The 20087-nt window shown below is 66.2% G+C and carries 17 protein-coding genes; 4 read left to right on the top strand and 13 right to left on the bottom strand.

Annotated elements, in window-relative coordinates; genetic code table 11:
• Nucleotides 1-55: 55 nt before the first annotated feature.
• The 5 genes from rimP to IB236_RS19520 all read right to left on the bottom strand — a co-directional run bounded on the left by rimP (nucleotide 56) and on the right by IB236_RS19520 (nucleotide 7150).
• On the bottom strand, nucleotides 56-652 hold the full coding sequence (gene rimP / locus IB236_RS19540; protein WP_056063893.1) for a ribosome maturation factor RimP: 597 nt from the start codon (nucleotides 650-652) through the stop codon (nucleotides 56-58).
• 377 nt (nucleotides 653-1029) lie between these two features.
• The gene (locus IB236_RS19535) at nucleotides 1030-4380 is read right to left on the bottom strand and encodes a DEAD/DEAH box helicase (protein WP_192421931.1); all 3351 of its coding nucleotides are present in this window, start codon (nucleotides 4378-4380) and stop codon (nucleotides 1030-1032) included.
• 201 nt (nucleotides 4381-4581) lie between these two features.
• Nucleotides 4582-4983: a thioredoxin family protein gene (locus IB236_RS19530; RefSeq protein ID WP_056746498.1), complete on the bottom strand. Its 402-nt coding sequence runs from the start codon at nucleotides 4981-4983 to the stop codon at nucleotides 4582-4584.
• Between the two features lie 59 nt (nucleotides 4984-5042).
• Entirely contained in the window at nucleotides 5043-6323 is a 1281-nt protein-coding gene (locus tag IB236_RS19525; RefSeq protein ID WP_056746505.1) for a cytochrome c, read from the bottom strand.
• Nucleotides 6324-6337: 14 nt separating this feature from the next.
• Nucleotides 6338-7150: a c-type cytochrome gene (locus tag IB236_RS19520; protein WP_192421875.1), complete on the bottom strand. Its 813-nt coding sequence runs from the start codon at nucleotides 7148-7150 to the stop codon at nucleotides 6338-6340.
• A 170-nt stretch (nucleotides 7151-7320) separates the two neighbouring features.
• Here IB236_RS19520 and IB236_RS19515 point away from each other — a divergent pair, with 170 nt between their 5' ends.
• Both IB236_RS19515 and IB236_RS19510 read left to right on the top strand, forming a co-directional pair.
• Nucleotides 7321-8805 (top strand): PLP-dependent aminotransferase family protein, encoded by a 1485-nt coding sequence (locus IB236_RS19515; protein ID WP_192421874.1) that lies wholly within the window; start codon nucleotides 7321-7323, stop codon nucleotides 8803-8805.
• Nucleotides 8806-9093: 288 nt separating this feature from the next.
• Entirely contained in the window at nucleotides 9094-9450 is a 357-nt protein-coding gene (locus tag IB236_RS19510; protein WP_056746509.1) for a hypothetical protein, read from the top strand.
• A gap of 41 nt (nucleotides 9451-9491) precedes the next feature.
• Here the strand turns inward: IB236_RS19510 and IB236_RS19505 are convergent, their stop codons facing one another.
• From IB236_RS19505 to IB236_RS19480, 6 genes are all read right to left on the bottom strand, one after another.
• On the bottom strand, nucleotides 9492-10655 hold the full coding sequence (locus IB236_RS19505) for a Gfo/Idh/MocA family protein (RefSeq protein WP_192421873.1): 1164 nt from the start codon (nucleotides 10653-10655) through the stop codon (nucleotides 9492-9494).
• 57 nt (nucleotides 10656-10712) lie between these two features.
• Entirely contained in the window at nucleotides 10713-11723 is a 1011-nt protein-coding gene (locus IB236_RS19500; protein WP_192421872.1) for a sugar phosphate isomerase/epimerase, read from the bottom strand.
• A 113-nt stretch (nucleotides 11724-11836) separates the two neighbouring features.
• A complete protein-coding gene (locus IB236_RS19495; RefSeq protein ID WP_121506725.1) occupies nucleotides 11837-12814 on the bottom strand; it encodes a substrate-binding domain-containing protein in 978 nt (325 codons plus the stop codon).
• Between the two features lie 193 nt (nucleotides 12815-13007).
• On the bottom strand, nucleotides 13008-14024 hold the full coding sequence (locus IB236_RS19490) for an ABC transporter permease (protein ID WP_192421871.1): 1017 nt from the start codon (nucleotides 14022-14024) through the stop codon (nucleotides 13008-13010).
• The gene (locus IB236_RS19485) at nucleotides 14005-15495 is read right to left on the bottom strand and encodes a sugar ABC transporter ATP-binding protein (RefSeq protein ID WP_192421870.1); all 1491 of its coding nucleotides are present in this window, start codon (nucleotides 15493-15495) and stop codon (nucleotides 14005-14007) included. The genes IB236_RS19490 and IB236_RS19485 overlap by 20 nt, the downstream gene beginning before the upstream one ends.
• Nucleotides 15492-16730: an ROK family transcriptional regulator gene (locus IB236_RS19480; RefSeq protein ID WP_370539934.1), complete on the bottom strand. Its 1239-nt coding sequence runs from the start codon at nucleotides 16728-16730 to the stop codon at nucleotides 15492-15494. The genes IB236_RS19485 and IB236_RS19480 overlap by 4 nt, the downstream gene beginning before the upstream one ends.
• A 341-nt stretch (nucleotides 16731-17071) precedes the next feature.
• Between IB236_RS19480 and IB236_RS19475 the strand changes: the two genes are divergently transcribed.
• Nucleotides 17072-17602 carry a hypothetical protein gene (locus IB236_RS19475; RefSeq protein WP_192421869.1) on the top strand — a complete coding sequence of 177 codons (531 nt, stop codon included), beginning with the start codon at nucleotides 17072-17074 and terminating at the stop codon, nucleotides 17600-17602.
• A 262-nt stretch (nucleotides 17603-17864) separates the two neighbouring features.
• Here the strand turns inward: IB236_RS19475 and IB236_RS19470 are convergent, their stop codons facing one another.
• Nucleotides 17865-18338 carry an anti-sigma factor gene (locus IB236_RS19470; RefSeq protein ID WP_192421868.1) on the bottom strand — a complete coding sequence of 158 codons (474 nt, stop codon included), beginning with the start codon at nucleotides 18336-18338 and terminating at the stop codon, nucleotides 17865-17867.
• A gap of 48 nt (nucleotides 18339-18386) precedes the next feature.
• Nucleotides 18387-18785 (bottom strand): 4-oxalocrotonate tautomerase family protein, encoded by a 399-nt coding sequence (locus IB236_RS19465; protein WP_192421867.1) that lies wholly within the window; start codon nucleotides 18783-18785, stop codon nucleotides 18387-18389.
• Between the two features lie 117 nt (nucleotides 18786-18902).
• Between IB236_RS19465 and IB236_RS19460 the strand changes: the two genes are divergently transcribed.
• Entirely contained in the window at nucleotides 18903-19853 is a 951-nt protein-coding gene (locus IB236_RS19460; RefSeq protein WP_192421866.1) for a LysR family transcriptional regulator, read from the top strand.
• Nucleotides 19854-20087 lie beyond the last annotated feature (234 nt).

Genomic DNA, 20087 nt, shown 5'->3' with positions numbered 1-20087 from the left:
CCCGAGGGCAAGGCAACGCACTGCAGCCACCCACCCCACAATTTTCAGCAGCAAATCAGGCAGGTGCAGCCCCGGCCTTGCCTGCGCGTCCCTTGAAGTCCACGATGGGCGCAAGGCGCACATCCCGGCATTCGTCCAAGGTGAAGCCCATCGCCTGCAACGGGGCGGGCACGCGTTTCTTGCTGACTCTTTGTCCTGGCTTGACCGGCGGCTCGTCGCTCCAGACGATCTGCCAGCCTCCGGCCTCGGCCCGCTCCAGCGTGCCGCGAAATTTCTTGCGGGTGGCGTTGACCTGGCCTCCCGCTGCTGCTGCGCCGATGGGCGCCTTCAGGGTGATGTCGATGACAGAGCCTTCAAAGCGCACGAAGTCTTGCTCGTGGCGCAAGGGCCGGTCGATACCAGGAGATGACACTTCGAGGCGCTTGTACTCGACGCCATCGACCTCCAGCGCAAACTGCAGCTGGCGGGTGACCTTCTCGCAATCCTCGACCGTCACAAACTGCTCGATCACGGGCTGGGGTGCATCAGCGGCCGGCTGCACCCAAGGCAAGTCGATGGTGACGCGCAACAAGCCGCCGGCAGAGCGCTCGATCTCCACCAGGTCATACCCCAGTCCCGTCACAATTTGTTCAACGACTTGCTGCAATGCCACGTGTTCAGTTCAATCCCGGATAAACCACACAACTTGCGCCAATCAGGACCGAGCCACCAGCCCACCCAAGTGGGAGCACTGTTTGTGCCCCCGCATTTGCGCAAATCCAAAACAAAAAACCCGATAACCCCCGGAGACTCTTCCCCGACAGCTTCGAGCTCCAAAAGCGTTCGACCAAAAAAAACGGGCGGTTGGTACCCGCCCGTTTGGTCGTGAGATTCGTATTGTAGCGTGCAAAGTGTTGATTTGCAAAGGCGCAGGCAGGGAAAACTGTTGTCAACACGCTCAGGCAGGACGCCCAAGCCAGTGTCCATGCGGCCTTCCGGGCGGTGCCCTGCCTCAATGGCACCACACGCTTGTCCAAGCTGCACCAGCAGCTATGACAGTGATAGCGGCTGCAGCAGTTCTGCCAGATCGCTTTCGGTGAAGAGCGGCTCCTTGCGGGCAGCAGCTCCGCTGTACAGGCTGCCCGCCAGCTGCGCCTTGCGCTCCTGCAGGGCCAGGATGCGCTCCTCGATCGTCCCCTGCGCCACCAGCTTGATCACCCACACGCTTTGCGTCTGACCCATGCGGTGGGCGCGGTCGGTGGCCTGGTTTTCCACCGCCGGGTTCCACCAAGGGTCGAAATGGATCACCGTGTCGGCCTGCGGCAGGTTCAGCCCCACCCCGCCCGCCTTGAGGCTGATGAGAAACAAAGGCACCTGCCCGCTGGTGAACTGCTCGATGATCGCGTCGCGCTTTTGGCTCTGCCCCGTGAGCTTGACCCAGGGCAGGTCGCGCTTTTTCAGCTCGATCTCTATCAGCCTGAGCATGCTGGTGAACTGCGAGAACAGCAAAATGCGCCGCCCCTCGGCCAACATTTCGGGCAGCAGCGTCATCAAATGGTCCAGCTTGGCCGAGGTCTCCACGGCCTTGGCTGCGTCCAGCGGCACCAGTTGCGGGTGGCAGCACACCTGCCGCAGCTTGAGCAGCGCATCCAGGATGGTGATCTGCGATGGCGCCAGCCCCTTGGACTGCAGCGCTTCGCGCACGGTCTTCTCCATGCCCAGGCGGATGGTTTCGTACAGGTCCGCCTGCGCGCCGGTCAGCTCCACAGGCATGACCGATTCGACCTTGGGCGGCAGCTCCCCTGCCACCAGCGCCTTGGTCCGCCGCAGCATGAAGGGGGTGATGCGGGCGCGCAACTGGGCCATGCGCGCGCCGTCGCCCTGCTTTTCGATGGGCGTACGAAACACCTCCTTGAAGCGCGTTTGGCTGCCCAGAAAGCCCGGCATCAAGAAGTGGAACAGGCTCCAGACCTCGCCCAGGTGGTTTTCCATGGGCGTACCCGACAAGCACAGCCGGTGGCGCGCCTGCAGTTCGCTGACCACCTGTGCGGCCTGGCTGCTGGCGTTCTTGATGTTCTGGGCCTCGTCCAGCACCACCAGGTGCCACTGGTGCGCCAGCCAGCGGTCTCGGTCGCGTTGCAGCAGCGAATACGGCGCGATGACCAGGTCGTGCTCGGTGACTTCATCGGCCACTTCATGGCGATCCGCGCCATGCAGCACCAGGCACCGCAGGCCCGGGCAAAAGCGAGCGGCCTCGCGCTGCCAGTTGCCCATCAGGCTCACGGGCGCAATGACCAGCGCAGGGCACGTCAGCCGCCCATCGTCCTTTTCGACCTGGATGTGCGCCAGGGTCTGCAGGGTCTTGCCCAGGCCCATGTCGTCGGCCAGCACACCGGCCAGGCCGTGGGCCCGCAAAAACTGCAGCCAGTTCAGGCCTTGCTGCTGGTACGGGCGCAGCGTGGCACGCACGCTGGCGGGCAGCGGCACCTCGGGCAAGGCGCTGGCGCCCCGCAGCTGGGCCAGCATGTCGCGCAAGGCACCGGCGCCCTGCCACACCGCGCCCTCGCCCAGCGCAGCACTGGTGCGCAGGGCGTCCAGGCGCGAGAGCTTCAGGCGGTCGGCGTTGAAGTCACGCGCGCGGTCGCCCGCGAGGTCGAGCAGCGCTGCCATCCAGGGCCGCAGAGTATCTGTCGGCAGGCGCACGAACCCGGCACCGGTCAACGAGGGCATGTAGACATGTCCCGGCAGCTGGGGCAAGCCCGTCGCAGGGTCCAGCGGCTGTGCCGCCGCTGCGGCAATCAGATCGGGCAGCCAGGGCAGGATGTTGTGGCGCACACCATTGATCTCCATGCCCAGCGACAGCGCAAACCAGGGCGATGTGGTCGCGTCATCCCCCTCAGGCTGCAGCACCACATCCAGTCGGTCGGCGTGTTGCACCCAGCCATGCAGCGCCGCGTCCAGCGTGACATCAAAACCCGCGTCGCGCAGCCCTGCAAAGCCGTTGTCTGCCCAATGCATCCAGTCATCCTGCGCACGCTCGCCAGGGATGCCGAACAGGCCGTCGTCGGTGGCCAGGAGACCCAGACCTTCCAGACGCTCGACGGCATGGCGCTCAGCCATCGCATCGCGCTGCAGCAGCACCTGGCCGCCGTCGGCACCGGGCACCAGCACCGCCAGCTCCTGCCCTGCCCACCAGCCCACATGGCCCTGGTAGTCAAAACGCAAGTGCGCGGTGATAAGCCCCATTTCAGCCACCTGGTTCGGAGATGACGGAGCCAGATGCAGGCGCGCCACGGGTTTCACCCCCCGCACCTGTGTGAGCGGACCCAGCGCCGGCGGCAACGGCAACACCCCGCCAATGCGGCGCACCACCTCGGCATGGTGCTTTTGCAGCGCCGCAGCACTGAGCGCGGGGGCCTTGAGCAGCATGGCCACCTGGGCCGGGCTCAGGCCCTCGGCGTGCACCGGGCCGCAGACGCCCCGGCCGGCGTCCAGGTACAAGGGCGGATGGTTATCGCACAGGACAGCGGTGTCGCCTGGCAGACTGGCCCGCAGGCCCCAGACGGCCTCGCCGCCTTGCGCGGGCGTGGACGCCTGCCATGCCCACGCGATGGGCAGCGGATCGCCCCATCGCAAAGGCTCGCCCACGGTGGAGCCACCCGCATCCACAAACAGGCGGCCTGTGGCCGCAGCCTGCTCCAGCGCCAGCAAGCCCACAGCACCCTCCAGCACCCCAATGGGCGCGACGCTGTAGGCCGAGTAGTACCCCACGCTGCGGGGCATGGCACGCAGCAGCTGCAGCACCTGGCGGTCGGCGTCGCTGGCGCGGTCGTACACCGCCTGGCCGGGCGCGGGCTGGGTGCGGATCTGTTGCGGCTTGGCCCACCCCCCCGTGAGCTTGGGGTACGACACCACGGCCTCCAGCTGCAACTGCGGCACGCTGGTGCGCGCCCGCCCTACGGTAGAGACGAGATAGAGATAACACTCGGGCCGCCCCGGCCGTGCGACTGGCTCCTGCGGCACCGCACCGCCCAAAGCGCGGTCCCACTCCTGCAGCCAGTGCACCAGCCGCGCCTCGGCCTCGGCGCGCGCCAGGGCCTCTTTGCGCTCCTGCATGGTCTTGAGCGCATCGGCGGCCCGCGTGGACGATGGGCCCTGCGCCGGGTCGCGGTGCGCGGCCTCCAGGGCCAGGGCCACGGCGTGCTTGCAATCTGCCCCCACGGGGCAACTGCAATCGCCCGACCATTGCTTGACCTGGCCATTGGGCGCAAGCACCAGTTGCACGGACACTTCGTACGGGTCGGGCGAGCTGCCCTGCACTTCACCCGCCAAGGCCCAGCGGCCCTCGGCCTGTTGCTGGAGCCCCACGCGCACCACATCTGCCTGGCGGTACAGCTCCATGCCCCGCTCCCAGGTGCCCTTGTCGCACTGGGCCTGCAGCGAGTTGAGCGGGAACCAGGGTGGAGGGGGTGTGGACACAGATTTCGAGAAAAAAGTGGCTGTAGCGCTAGTGGATCATGCGCCGTCAGCTATCAAAAAAAGAGCATTCAAGATGTGGGCGATGGTACGGTAGCCACCGCTGCCAGCCCGCAAGCCCGCCCGCTAGGCGCGGCGTGCTGCGCGCACCCGCTCGAAAACGCTCTGGGCCTCGCCCCCCGCACCGGCACTGCCGGGCGCTGCCGCCTGCAGGCTGGTCAACAACCGCGTGAGCACTGGCGCCTGCGGCAACAACGGGCCCAGGAACAGGGCTCGCTCGCCGTCGGCAATCAGCAGGGTGGGAAAGGTCTCCACATCCAGGTCCCCGACCAGATCGGATTCGTCTTCGATGTCCACCCATTCAAACCGCACGTCCGGGTGTGCACGGGCCAATTCGTCGAACAAGGGGCGATAAATGCCGCAGGTGCCACACCACGCTGCACACAGGCACACGGCCCACCAGCCGCTGGGCGTGGCGGCACCAGGGCTCGTGGGGGTGGGTTGGGGCAGTGCGGCGGGACTGGACATCAAAAGGGCTCCTGGAGGGCCGCGCTGCGGGGCGGCGGGCGCGGGCCCCGGGCCTGGCGCTACATGCCGCGGCGCTCACGCGCGCGATAGACCTCGATGGTACCCACACCTGGCGCCTGGTTGCCCCAGCTGTTGCGCACAAACGTGGTGACCGCCGCCACCTCCTCGTCCGACAAGGTCTGCTGAAACGGCGGCATGCCGTGCGGACGCGGGTTGCCTGCGGTGGCGGGCAGGTAGCCGCCCTGCAGCACCACGCGCACCAGGTTGGTGGGATCGGCCAGCGTGATGGCGCGGTTGCCCGCCAGTGCCGGAAACGCGCCGGGTTCGCCCTGCCCCCGGTCGCCGTGGCACTGCGCGCACTGCTGCTCGTACACCTTGCCGCCCCGCGCCATCGCGCTGGCCGGGGGGGCGGCCACGGTGGCAGGCGCCTTGCGATCCTGCTGCGGCAGGCCCTGCAGGTACACGGCCATGGCGCGCGCATCGGCGTCGCTCAGGTACTGCGTGCTGCGAAACACCACCTCGGCCATGGGGCCCAGCACCGAGCCCTGCGGGGCCACGCCGGTCTTGAGCAGTGCCACCACGTCGTCGGTGCGCCACTCCTTCACGCCCGCCTCGTGCGCCGCATTGAGTGCGGGGGCATACCAGTTCTGCACCGGGATCAACCCGCCGGTGAAGGCCTTGGCGTCCGACGTGGCGCCCAGTGCATTGCGGGGCGTGTGGCAGGCGGTGCAATGGCCCAGGCCGTTGACCAGATAGGCGCCCCGGTTGTATTCCGCCGTCTGTGTGGGTTCGGCGCTGGGCGCTCCGGGTGCGAAGAACAGCGCACGCCACACGGCCAATGCCGCCTGCGTGTTGTACGGAAAACGCAGCGCATGGGCGCGGTTGGCATCTGGCGCAGCGGGCACGCTTTGCAGATAGGCAAAGATGGCGTCCGAATCATCGCGCGTCACCTGCGTGTAGTTGGGGTACGGGAAGGCCGGGTACAGCAGCCGTCCGTCCTTGCTGCGGCCGTGGTGCATGGCGCGCCAGAACTCGGCCGAGGTCCAGCTGCCAATGCCTTGCACCCTGTCGGGCGTGAGGTTGGAGCTGTGCACCACGCCAAAGGGCGTCTCGATGCCGCGACCACCGGCAAACGGCGCGCCGCCCTGGGTGGTGTGGCAGGCCAAGCAGTTGCCGACGCGGGCCAGGTATTCGCCGCGCTGCACCAGCACGGGCGTGGATTGCAGCGTCTCGGCGGCCGGCAGCGGCTCTTCGCCACGCAGGTTCAGGGTGATCAGCACGGCGGCGGCAATGCCGAGCGCCGCCAGCACGGAAGAGAGGGTCCAGAGGATGCGTTTCATCGGTGCATCCCTTCTCAGCGTGCCGCTGCAGCAGCAACGGGAACCTCCGCCACACCGCCGCAACGCGCCGGCATGGCGGCGGGCAGCGTGCGGGCCGGCTTGCCACCCGCCGCCACGGGCTGGGCGGCCAGCCAGGCCGAGACAGCGCTCACGTCATCGGGCGTGAGCTGGCGGGCAATATCGGCCATGCAGTCGGGCACGTGCGCGCGGCGCTGGCCGGTCTTCCAGGCGCCCAGCTGGCTGTTGAGGTAGTCACGCGGCAGGCCCAGCAGGCCGGGGATGGACGGTGCCACGCCCGTCATGGCCGCACCGTGGCAGGCCACACAGGCGGGAATGCGGCGCGCCGCGTCGCCCTGCTGCACCAGCTGGCGGCCCTGCTCCAGCGCGGCGGCGGGCGCTTGTGGTGCAGGCGGCGGTGCGTACGGCAAGTCGAGCGCGGCAAAGTGCTCGGCCATCTCGCGCAGGTAATCGTCCGTCAGGTGCTCGATGAGGTAGCCCATCTGCGGGTAGCTGCGCCGCCCGTCCCGGAAGTTGAGCAGCTGGTTGGCCAGATAGCCCGCCGGCTTGCCCGCAATGCGCGGAAAGTAGCCGTCGGGCGTGGCACGGCCTTCCTTGCCATGGCAGGCGGTGCAGGCCAGCACGCGCGAAGACATGGAAGACACGGGCACCGTGGCCGCAGCGGATGCAGTGGCCACCGGGGTTGCAGGGGTGGCGCTGGCAGGCACCGTCTGGGCCACAGCGCCAGCGCTCAAGGCCAGCGCCAACAGGGCAGTGGCCGCAGGCAGGCTGAGAACGGGGCGCAGCAAGCTGCGCAGGCAATCGGTCATGGGAATCTTTTTGTCCGGGAAAGAAACGGTTGGGTGGCCCACAGCGGCCAAACACGCAAGGCGTGCGCCCACACAGTCCGCCACTCTACGCCCGCCCCCAAAAACAGTACAGATTCAGTTTCGAGTTAAAAATACAGATCAGTTTGCCCTGTATCAACCTCGCCCTGCCCATGAAGCGCTACGAACGCCACGCCGACGCCATTGCCCAGCTCATCCACAGCGGCGCCCTGCGCCCCGGCGACCGCGTGCCCTCGGTGCGCGAGGCCAGCCGCACACGGGGCATCAGCCCGTCCACCGTGTTCGAGGCGTATTACCTGCTGGAGGCCCAGGGCCTGATCCATGCGCGCCCGCGCTCGGGCTACTACGTCAGCGCCCAGCTACCGGGTACGGCCGAGGTTCGACCCGCGGAGCCCCAGCCCTCGCAGCCCGCCGCCACCTCCACCGGCGTGGCCATCAGCGACCTGGTGTTCGAGGTGCTGGGCCTGGCGCGCGACCGCGACCTGGTGCCGCTGGGCTCGGCCTTTCCAGGGCTGGAGCTGTTTCCACTGGAGCGCCTGGCGCGCTGCCTGGGCAGCGGCATGCGCAAGCTCGACCCGTGGACCATCGTTCAAAGCCTGCCGCCCGGCGACGAACGCCTGCGCCAGCAGATTGCACTGCGCTACGGCGTGCACGGCATGGCGGTGGATGTGGAAGAAATCATCATCACCAACGGCGCCATGGAGGCGCTCAACCTCTGCCTGGAGGCCGTCACCCAGCCCGGCGACGTGGTGGTGGTCGAATCGCCCACCTTCTACGCCGCGTTGCAGGCCCTGGAGCGACTGAACCTGCAGGCGCTGGAAGTCGCCACCCACCCGCGCGATGGCATCGACCTAGCGGCGTTGGCGCAAGCACTGGAGCGGCAAACACCCCACCAGCCCATCAAGGCCTGCTGGCTCATGCCCAGTTTTCAGAACCCGCTGGGCAGCCTGATGCCCGAGGACAAGAAGCGCGAGCTGGTCGCCCTGCTGGCGCGCCACGGCGTGCCGCTGATCGAGGACGACGTGTATGGCGAGCTGCACTTTGGCCCCCAGCGCCCGCCCCCAGCCAAGGCGTTTGATACCGAGGGGCTTGTGATGCACTGCAGCTCGTTCAGCAAAAGCCTTGCGCCCGGCTACCGCGTGGGCTGGGTGGCGGCGGGCCGCCAGGCCAAGGCGGTGCAGCGGCTCAAGCTGATGACCACGCTATCGGCTGCCACGCCGTCACAGCAGGCGCTGTCGGAGTACCTGGCCCAGGGCGGCTACGACCGGCACCTGCGCCAGCTGCGCCGCAGCCTGGCCGAGCAGCAGGCGCTGGCCCTGGCGGTGGTCGCACAGCACTTCCCACCCGGCACCCGGGTATCGCGGCCTGAGGGTGGGTACTTCTTGTGGGTGGAGCTGCCGCCTGAAGTGAACGCGCTGGAACTGCATCGACTGGCACTGCAGCAGGGCATCAGCCTCGCGCCTGGGCAGATCTTCTCGGCCGACCAGCGGTTTGCGCACTGCGTACGCATCAACTACGGGCATCCAGCGCACGGGCGGCAGGAACCAGCACTGCGCACCGTGGGCCAACTGGCCACGGGCTTGGCGACCGCCGTGGCAGGGAGGCCGGCGCGGCCAAAAAAGCTATCAAAACAATAGCTACAAAGACATACCGAACCAGCGCACAGGCCGATTTTTATCAAAACCCTGGCCCCAAACCCGGCGTGCAGCCCCCTCGCCCGACCACACTGCATCGCACAACCCAACACACGCTGCGCCTGCCTTGCACCAGGCTGACATCCCACGCACCGCGTTGGAAAAGCCCAACCTCGGGTTCTCCCGCAGCAGGCACGGCGCTTGCAGCGGCATACTGACGCCCGCCCATACCCCGGGCAGTGCACCACGGCGGACCACCCGCCCCGCCCTCCAACCCCAACGCCCCGCACCATGGCCGCACCCCAGCATGTTCCGTTTGTGACGGTGGAAGACGAAGACGACTGGGTTATCTCGTTCGCCCTGGGCCCCCGAGGGGCCGACCGCCTCACCCTGGTGCGCACCCCCCACCTCGAATTCATGCTGCGGCCCGAGCAACGCGGCGTGTCGGTGGGTGCCGAGGCAGGCCAGCGCCCCGCCCTGCTGGTCGCGGTGCAATGGGGCCACAAATGTGTGGACGTAGTGTCCACCGCCAAGCGCTACAGCCTGGACATCAGCAAGGTGGACAACGCCACTCGCAACGCGGCGCTGCGCGTGCTGGGCAAGATGAACTTTGACCAGCGGTTTCAGCTGGCGGACGGCTACCCCTGATTTCAGAGCCTGTTCAGGTTCTCAGCCGACCTGGAGCCAGGTCACCCCACCGCCGTCCACTTCTGCTCACTGGCAGCAGAGGCCAACACCCGCTCGATAAAGTGCACGCCACGCGCCCCGTCTTCCACGCGCGGGTAGTCGGCGTGCAGCGGGTCGGCCGCCGTGCCTGCCTGCGGCGCACGGATGTCGGCGGCTACGCCCAGGTAGACGTTGGCAAAGGCTTCGATGAAGGCCTCGGGGTGGCCCGCAGGAATGCGCCCTGCGCGCAGCGCTGCAGGGCTGAGCCAGGGCGAGCCGCGCGTGAGGATGCGGCGCGGGCCGTCCACCGGGGAGTGGATGAGCTGGTTGGGCTCCTCCTGCCGCCAGGTGATGGTGCCCAGCGTGCCGGACACCTGCAGGCGCAGGTCGTTCTCCAGCCCCGCTGCCACTTGCGACGCCACGATGAAGCCGCGTGCGCCGCTGTCGTAGCGCAGCAGCAGCTGGGCGTCGTCGTCCAGCTGCCGCCCGGCGCCAAAGGTGGTGAGGTCGGCACACACCCAGGCGGGGTGCTGGCCGGTGACGGTGGCGGCCAGGTTTTCGGCGTGTGATCCGATGTCGCCCAGGGTGCCTGCGCTGCCGCTGCGCGCCGGGTCCAGCCGCCAGTCGGCCTGCTTGTTGGCGCCGCCCTCTTCCACGGCGGTGGCCAGCCAGCCCTGGTTGTATTCGACGGTGATCTTGCGGAGCTGGCCCAGCGCGCCGCTGTGCACCAGGTGGCGCGCCTCGCGCACCATGGGGTAGCCGGTGTAGTTGTAGGTGACGCCAAACACGGTGCCCGCCTTCTTCACGGCGGCCACCAGCTCGTCGGCCTGCGCGCGGGTGTGCACCAGCGGCTTGTCGCACACCACATGGAAGCCCGCCTGCACAAACGCCAACGCCACAGGGTGGTGCACATGGTTGGGGGTGACGATGCTCACCAGGTCGATGCGCTCATGCGCAGGGCGGCGCAGTTCGTCTGCCAGCAGGTCCTGCCAGCTGCCGTGGTTGCGCTCGTCCGCCAGGCCCAGTTCGGCGCCGGATGCGCGCGCCCGCTCGGGCGATGACGAGAGCGCACCCGCCACCAGCTCAAACTGGCCGTCGAGCGCCATCGCCTTGCGGTGCACCGCGCCGATGAAGGCGCCATGGCCGCCGCCCACCATGGCGTAGCGGAGCTTTTGGGGACTGGACATACGAAACGCCTTTGCTCGCTGTGTGTTGTTGTTATCGGTTTTATGGACGGAGCGCGGCTAGGCCTGCTTGTCGCGCGCAAACACGGCGTCGAATGCACCGGCGGCGGGCTTGAAGTCGAGCCGCTTGCAGAACGCCGCGCTCTCGGTGGCGCCGTGCACGCGGTCCATGCGGCTGTCCTCCCACTCCACCGAGAGCGGGCCCTGGTAGCCGATGTCGTTGAGCGCGACGATGATGGATTCGAAATCGATCATCCCGCGCCCCACGCTGCGAAAGTCCCAGTTGCGGCGCGCATCGCCAAAGCTGGTGTGCCCGCCAAACACACCCACCGTGCCGTCGCCCTTGCCCCACCACACGTCCTTCATGTGGGCGTTGTAGATGCGATTGCCAAACTGGCGGATGAACTTCACGTAGTCCACGCCCTGGTAGGCCAGGTGGCTGGGGTCGTAGTTGAAGCCGAAGCGCTTGTTACCGCCCACGGCTGCAATCGCGCGCTCGGCCGATGCGATGTCAAACGCGATCTCGGTGGGGTGCACTTCGAGCGCAAAGTTGATGTCGTGCTGCTCGAACACATCGAGGATGGGGCCGAAGCGCTTGGCGAAATCTGCAAAGCCCTTGTCCCAATACGCCTGCGTGGTGGGAGGGAACGCATAGATCGAATGCCACACCGACGAACCCGTAAAACCGGTGACCGTCTTCACACCGAACTTGGCCGCTGCACGCGCGGTGTCGGCCAGCTCGGCCGCAGCGCGCTGGCGCACGCCCTCGGGCTCGCCATCGCCCCACACATGGGGCGGCAGGATGGACTGGTGGCGCTCGTCGATCAGATCGCACACGGCCTGGCCCACCAGGTGGTTGCCGATGGCAAAACACTGCAGGCCGTGCTGGGCCAGCAGCGCATGTTTGTCTTTGACGTACTGGGGCGACGACAGCGCCTCCTGCACGTTGAAATGGTCGCCCCAGCAGGCCAGCTCCAGGCCGTCGTAGCCCATGCTTTTGGCCAGGGGCGCAAGTTCTGCCAAAGGCAGGTCGGCCCACTGGCCGGTGAAGAGGGTGACGGGTCTTGGCATGGCGGCTCCAAGGGGCGGGGGTTGCAGTTGCATGGCGGCAAGCAGCTATTATTTCGATAGCTGCTTGCGCTCTATGAATAGGCGCTAGCTGCCTATTTGGTCCAAAAAAACCATCAGAATGGAGAGTCTGGGAAGTAGAAGTCCTTCGCCGTTTCCTTGGTGATCAGCACCGACGGAATGATGGTGTTGGCGGGCAGCTTCTCGCCCTTGATCCGCGCCTCGGCCGTGAGCTTGATCGAGTCGTAGATGAACTTGGGGCTGTACGACACGTTGGCCTGGATCAGCGGGTTGCTGCCGTCCATCAGCGTCTTGATCATGCCCTTGGCGCCCGCGCCGCCAAACACCAGCTTGATGTCCTTGCGCTTGGCCTGCTCGATGGCCTTGAGCACGCCCACGGCCATGTCGTCGTCGGCCGCCCACACGGCGTCGATCTGCGGGAAGCGGGTCAGGTAGTCCTGCATCACCTTGAAGGCGTCGTCGCGGTTCCAGTTGGCGTACTTGGCGTCCAGCAGCTTGATGCCGGGGTGGTTCTTCAGCACGCTGTTGAACGCGTCCATGCGCTCGTTGTCCAGCGTGGTCGCAATGCCGCGCATGGCCACCACATTGCCCTTGCCGCCCAGCGCCTTGGCGATGTACTCGGCCGGAATCTTGCCGAACGCCGTGTTGTCACCGGCCACATATGCGTCCTGCGCGCTGGTGTCGGTCAGGCCCCGGTCCACCACCGTCACGTACACGCCCTTGGCTTTCACCTGCGCCACGGGCTTGGTCAACGCGGCCGATTCGAACGGGAAGATGACCAATGCGTTGATCTTGTTCACCGTGACCAGGTCTTGCAGCTGGTTGGCCTGCTCGGGCGCGCCGCCTGCCGTCTTGACGATGACCTGCAGGCCGGGGTGGGCCTTCTCCAGGTCCTTCTTGGCCTGGTTGGCCCAGTACACGATGCCGCCCGTGAAGCCGTGCGTGGCCGACGGAATGGCCACACCCACCACCGTCTTGTTGGCCTGCGCCATGGCAGGGGCGGCCAATGCGAAGGCGGCGGCGCCCACGGCCGAGAGGGCGAGGCGGCGGGTGAAAGAAAGTTGGCTGTTCATGCGTTGTCTCCTGTTGCTTTGGAATATGGCCATGGAAGCTGGCCGGCTGGGGAACACCTCGAAAAACAAATGCACGCAAAGAGGGGCTGGAAAACTCAGCGAAGCGGTCCTGGCTAGGCGCTGTGTCGCAGACAGTGCGAGTAGCACGGCAAGACACAGCAACAACGCCAGGAGAGTTGTTCCAACCACTCCATCACCTCTTGCCGCGCTGCATGAACGCCACCGCAATAATCACGAACCCCTGCACCGCCGCATTCAGGTACACGCTGATGATGCTGGTGAGGTTGAGGATGTTGCTGATGACCGAGAGCAGGATCGCCCCCACCACCGTGCCGGTGATGCTGCCCGCCCCGCCCTTCAACACCGTGCCGCCCACGATGACGGCGGCAATCGCCTCCAGCTCCCACAGCAGCCCTGTGGTGGGCGATGCAGAGCCCAGGCGCGGCACATACAGCAGCGTGGCAATGCCCACGCACACGCCAAGCAGCATGTACGTGAGGATCTTGAGCTTGTGCACATCCACCGCCGCGTACTGCGCCACCTGCTCGTTGGAGCCGATGGCCTGCACATAGCGGCCATAGGCCGTGCGGTTCAGGATCACGCCGCCGATGACAGCCACCAGCAGAAAGATCCACACGGGGATGGGCACGCCCAGCAGGTTGGCGTAGTACACCGGGCTGTAGATGTCCGACAGATCGTTCTCCAGCGTGATCGCCCCGCCGTTGGAGAAATACGTGAGGTACGCGCGGAAGATGCCCAGCGTGCCCAGCGTGACGATGAAGGGCTCGATGCGGCCCTTGGTGATGAGCAGGCCATGCACCAGCCCGAACACCGCGCCCAGAACCACCGCCAGCAGCATGCCCACCAACACGGCCGCCATGGGCGAGCCCAGCACGGGCGCCATCGCGTTCATGAACAAGATGACCGAGCCCGCGATCAGCGCCGCCATCGACCCCACCGACAGGTCGATGCCGCCCGAGATGATCACAAAGCACATGCCCACCGCGATGATGCCGATGAAGGCCGTGCGTGTGAGCACGTTCATCACGTTGTCGTAAGTAGCAAAGTTGCTGTTGAGCAGCGTGCCGGCAATGCACAGCAACACGAGGCCGATGACCGGGCCCAGCCCATGCAGCTTGCTCCACCAAGCCGTGGCGCCGCCGTGGCGACCCGCTGCGGTGGTGGCGTTTTCAGCGGGTACCTGTGGCATGTGCGATCAACTCCTCTTCGGTCAAATAGGGCTCTTGGAGCGTGGTCTGCAGCCGCCCGGCGCGCATCACCGCCACGCGGTGGCACAGGCCGATCAGCTCCATCAGTTCGGAAGAAATCACCACCACCGCCAGTCCCTGCTCTGCCAGGCGCTGCACCAGGTGATAAATCTCGCGCTTGGCGCCCACATCCACGCCGCGCGTGGGCTCGTCCAGCACCACCACGCTGGGGCCGGGGTGCAGCACCTTGGCCAGCGCCAGCTTTTGCTGGTTGCCGCCCGACAGCGACGACGCACGCACCTCCAGCGACCCGGTGCGGATACCGAACTCCTGCACCGCATCGCGCAGCGCACCCTGCTCGGCCGCCGGGTCGAGCCAGGGCTTGGCATAGCGCTCCAGCGCCATCAGCGTCAGGTTGGGCCGCAGGCCAAAGTGCACATGCAGGCCCTTGCCCTTGCGGTCTTCGCTCAGATACGTCAGGCCGTGGCGCGCCGCATCCCGCGGGCTTCTCAAATGCACGGGTTTGCCAGCAATCTCCACCGTGCCGGCCGAGCGCGGCCGCAGGCCCAGCAGGCCCTCGAACAGCTCGGTGCGGCCCGCGCCCACCAGCCCGGCAAAGCCCAGAATCTCGCCGCGCCGCACGTCAAAGCTCACGTCCTCGGCCCAGCCCGGCACCGAGAGGCCGCGCACCTTAATGGCGGGCTCTCCACCCGCAGGCGCAGGCAGCTTGGGCGGGAACAAATCCGCCAGCTCGCGCCCCACCATCAGGTTGGCCATCTGCCGCCGCGTCACGCTGGCCGTTGGCTCGCGCGCCACCAGCAGGCCGTCGCGCATCACCACCACCTCGTCGGTGGTGCGCTCCACCTCATCGAGCTTGTGCGATATGTAGATGATGGTCACGCCCGCGGCCTTCAGCCCGGCCATCAGCGCAAACAGGCGCTCCGTCTCGCCCGGGGTCAGCGTGGCGGTGGGCTCGTCCATGATGAGCAGGCGCGCATTGCGGGCCAGCGCGCGGGCAATCTCCACCAGCTGCTTTTCGGCCACGATGAGCTTGCGCACCCGCGTGTCCGGGTCCAGCGGCAGGCCCACCTGTTCCAAAGCAGCGCGCGTTTTCTCGCGCATCGCCTTGTCATCCAGGAAGGGGCCCTTCTTGATCTCGTGACCCAGAAAGATGTTCTGCGCAATCGTCAGGTCGTCCGCCAGGTTGAACTCCTGGTGGATCAGCACAATGCCCTGCGCCTCGGCCGCGCGCGATCCGCCGCCCGGGGCGCGCACCGCGCCGTCCACCACCACCTCGCCGGTGGTCGGGCTCTCGTACCCCGCCAGAATCTTCATCAGCGTGGACTTGCCCGCGCCGTTCTCGCCCAGCAGGCCATAGACCCGGCCCGGCTGCAGCGCAAAGCCCACGCCGTGCAGCACGCGCACTGGGCCAAACTCCTTGGTCACGTTGCGGAACTCGACGGCCACGCTCATCGCGCTACCCCTGCACCAACGCCAGCGCTCGTCACCGAGCCCGCGCGCGACAGGCTCTCCTGCATAGCCAGCACGCCCGCGCCCACCACACCGGCATCGTCGGCCAGCGGCGCATATTGAATCTCCAGGTGCCGCGTGGACAGCGCCAGCGACCGGTGGTACACGCTCTGCCGCACCGACGCGAGGAACAGCGGCCCCATGTCCGTCACCCGCCCCGCAATGAACACATGCGACGGGTTGAAGAAGTTGACGATGGACGCCAGCATCTGCCCCACCAGGCTGCCCGCGCGCTGGATGATGGCGTTGGCCGCCACATCGCCCGTGCGGCTGGCCTGGGCCACGTCTTCAATGGTCAGCGTGCCCGTGCTTTGCAGCCGCTCGGCCAGCAGCGCGCTTTCGCCGCGCTGCGCGGCCTCGGTGGCCATGCGTGCCATGGCGGGTGCGGCGGCCATCGCCTCCACACAGCCCTGGTTGCCGCAGTGGCAGCGGGGGCCGTGCTGGTCCACGCAAATGTGGCCCACATCGCCCGCCGAGCCATTGGCGCCCCGGTACACCTGCCCGTGGCACACGATGCCGCAGCCAATGCCCGTGCCCACCTTGATGACCAAAAAGTTGGGCAGATTGCGCTGCAGCCGGTACATCTCGCCCAGCGCCATCAGGTTCACGTCGTTGTCCACAAACACTGGCGCGGCAAACGCCTCGCGCAGGTAGTCGCGGATGGAAAAGCCGTCCCAGTCGGGCATCAGCGGCGGGTTGACGAGCTGCCCGCTTTCAAAATCCACCGGCCCCGGCACGCCCATGCCAATGGCAATCACCTGATTCACGGCCAACCCGCAGCGCGCCAACAGCTCCCGCATCAGCCCCCGCACCCGCGCCAGGATCACGCCCGGCCCCTGGCGCACGTCAATGGGCTCGCGGTGCCGCGCCAGCACCGTCATGTCGGGCCGCATCACTGCCACCTGCATGCTGGTCGCGCCCAGGTCGGCGCCAATCACCACGCCCAGGGTTTCGCTCAATCGAAGGGTTTCGGCACGCCGGCCGCCAGAGGATTCCTGCAGGCCCACCTCGTCGAGCAGGCCTTCGTCCAGCAGCGCCGCCACCATGGCATTGGCCTTGCTCTTGGAATAGGCCAGGCGCTGTGCCAGCGCATTGCGCGACGCGCCTGCGGACCAGAAGATGGTCTGCAAGACGCTCAGGTCTTCAGTGCCGCAGTGACTCCAGCGGGTGGATGGCAAGGCTTGTCTCCTGTCATGGTTTTGTGCAGCACCTCATGGGGGTGGGTGCTTGACAGGGATGCTATGAGGTCTACTTTGGCCGGGCAAGACTTAACTTTGACCAAAATTAGGTCTAACAACGAGAGATGGGAGATGGGTGTCCCCCTCTTGAGGGGAAGTCACCGTGTTTCCCCGTCGCAGCACCTCTCATAAATCCAAAATCCCGGCATACTGATATCTCCGCATGTAGAGCGTCCCGGCCTCTCTAATAAACTATCGTCAGCGTTTTAAAAACCCATGGGAAATTTGGCCAGTGAGACAAAAGCCAAATACTGCCTTAACGCCTTTATTCCCTCTAAGATATGACCAAAACTGCTCGCATAGTATTACAAGACGTGAAATTCGCCCTTTCCAAACACACAGACACCCTTCAATCGGAATGGTTTAGGATTAGTTGGTTTGGAATAGTAGGTTTATTAAGGTCGATTGGCCACGTCTTGGACAAAGTTGATTCACAGATCAGCCCAGCAATGGCTTACGCAATTCGAGAAAGCTGGAAACAATTGCAAAGCACCAAACCAGAGCCAGTAATTTTCTGGGGATTCATCGAATCCGAGAGGAATAGAATATTAAAAAATTACGAACACGGAATTAATAGAACACTAACCATTGCCGGACCTTCCGAACCCAATGGAAAAACGCCTGTAATAACGGTGGATTGCGGGAATGCCCGGGGCGGAGAGACAAACCCGGGAACTCCATTACATTCTTACATAGCAAATGGCCCATACTCCGGAAGACATGAAAAGGACGTAGCTTGGGAGGCCTATCGCTGGTGGGTTACTTATCTTGACGAAGTAGACCGCCTCGCGGCCAACGCTAACAACATGTAGATGCATGTGCATTAATCTCACTACATGTTCATAATTTCCAATGACAACAGTAGCTACCATAATCCTCCGTGCTCTCGAGACGAACGGGGAAATGACTCTGTAAGAGATTTCAAAAATCATTCCCAAACGACATGGGGATCATCGCTTTTCCAGCAAGCGCCGGGGCCCCAATTCGATCTAAACCCTGCGCGAGCAAAACCTGCTTGCCCACACAGCCATCAGCAAGCGGCAACTGCGTCGCCCGTCGGGGCTCCGGCACGCCCTAGCCAAGATCACGCGGCAACACACCCACCGCTTCGCACCATCGGCGGTAGTCAGCCCGCCGATCCGCCGTAGTAATCCGCTGCAACACCGCGTGATGCGGCCCCAGGTACTCCACGCTGCCCTTCACCACCACATGCACCAGCAGCTCTTCGGTACCCGTCGCCTCCCACCAGTCCACATTGCCAGCGGGCTCGTGGATGTAGTCGCCCAGCCGCACCACGCGGCCGTCGTTCAGGCGGCGCTCGCCCGCCAGCGTCAGGGCGTGCACTTCGCCCGTGTGCCGGTGCAGGCCCAGCCGCGTACCGGGCGACAGGCGCATCAGCTCCACCCAACCGGCATCGTCGGGAAGGAACTGGATGGGCAGGGACCACTTGCCTTCGCCTTCAGGTATCCAGTCCGCCAGGCCCGCGCGCTCCAGCGTCTGGGCCACGATCACATCGGCAAGGTGGTTGTTCGTTGTGGTCATCGTCATGTCGGTGCTCCTGTGTAGCTACTGGTGATGGCTTGATTGCTTGACCGCTTATTGCTCGGGGTGCTGGTGGCGGTATTCCTGCGTGCGGCCGCCAAAGCCGTACGCGGCGGCGCGCACGTCCTGCACGTAGACATAGCTCTCGGGGTGCAGCGCGCCCAGCAGGCCCTCGAAGGCTGCGAACGCCTCGGCGATGTAGCGCGCCTTCTCCGCCTTGGTGTTGGTCTCGTCCACCACCTTGACGTCGAAGTAGAAGCTCGACTGTTTCAGGTCGGCCAGCGACCGGCCAGCGACGTACCAGTCGGCCGGGTCCACAAAGGTGATGGCCACGGCGGTGAGGTCGCGCCGCTTGCCGAGCACGCGGGTGGTCAGGTCCAGCAGGGTTTCTGCAATGCGGGCCGACAGCTCGGGCGTGCGTTGGGCAGACACTTTGACATTGAGGATGGGCATGGAGGGCTCCTGTTGAATGCATTGGGTTGAACGAGCCTTCACTGTAGAAATTGCGCCCCGCCACGGAAACCGCCCGTGGCGATAATGGCTTTTGCTCCGCACGCAAAGGCGCGCTCGATGAAAAAAGAACCCCGCTCCTTCCTCCCCGATCCGACCGACCTGCGGTGGCTGGTGCGGTCGCTCGATCTGCGCTCGTTTTCTGCGGCGGCGCGCGAGATGGATGTGGCGGTGTCGGTCGTCGCGCGCGGTGTGGACCGGCTGGAGGCCGGCTACGGCGTGCGCTTGCTGCGCCGGTCCACGCATGGCCTTTCGGCCACGCCCGAGGGCGCAGAGCTGGCGCAGGAAGCGCGTGCCTTGCTGGCGCAGCTGGAGGACATCGGTGCATCGCTGTCGGACCAGCGCAGCCGCGTGGCGGGCACCTTGCGCCTGGCCTCCAGCCAGGAGATTTGCGAGGCGCTGGTGTTGCCCCACCTGGCGGACCTGCAGGCGCGCTACCCCGCGCTGCGGGTGGAGCTGCTGGCCGATGACCGCGTGGCCGACCTGGTGACGGAGGGCATCGACGTGGCGCTGCGCACCACCGTGGGCCACAGCGATCTGGTGGTGGCGCGCGCGCTGGGCCGGTTCGAGCGGCGCCTGTACGCGGCCCCTGGATATCTGAAACAGCACGGCACGCCCGCCGAGCCTAGCGAGCTACAGCAGCACCACACCGTGACGCACACCGCGCAGGGGCCGGCGGTGACATGGGCTTTTCACAATCCAAAAGGCAACGCACAAGGCAAGCCGCTGGAGGTGACCGTGCGCTCGCGCCTGGCCGCCAGCAGCTCGGCCCTGGTGCACCACGCGCTGGTGGGCGGCGCGGGCATCGGCATGCTGTCCGCCCCGCTTGCGGCGGCGGATGTGGCGCAAGGCCGGTTGGTGGAGGTGCTGGCGCCTTTTGCGTCCCGCACCGTGCACACGCTGTACGCGGTGTCGTCACCGGGCCGGCGCAACGCGGCCAGGGTGAAGGCGGTGATTGATTTTCTGGTGAAGGCGTCGAAGGACCGGTGGGCGCTGGCGCCTGTGCGTTGAGGGTTGACGCAAACGGCTGGCACGGGCGTTGGCTGCCCCGCTGCGCGGCAGCATGTGGCGGCCATTACTCCGACGGCCAGCGCTCGATGCAAGATGGGTGAAGTCCTGCGCGCAAGCTGCGGCAAACTCGGTGGGCAAAGCCCCTGTGATTTCCCACCGCGCCAGCACATCACCATGACCTTTTCATCGCTGCTTCGCCTTCGTTCCAGCTCTCCTTCACGCATCGGCCTCGGC

This window comes from Acidovorax sp. ACV02, from assembly GCF_014851475.1.
Lineage (GTDB): Bacteria > Pseudomonadota > Gammaproteobacteria > Burkholderiales > Burkholderiaceae_C > Acidovorax > Acidovorax delafieldii.
Note: the sequence above shows the minus strand (reverse complement) of the source record. Positions and strands in the feature narration are given on the sequence as shown.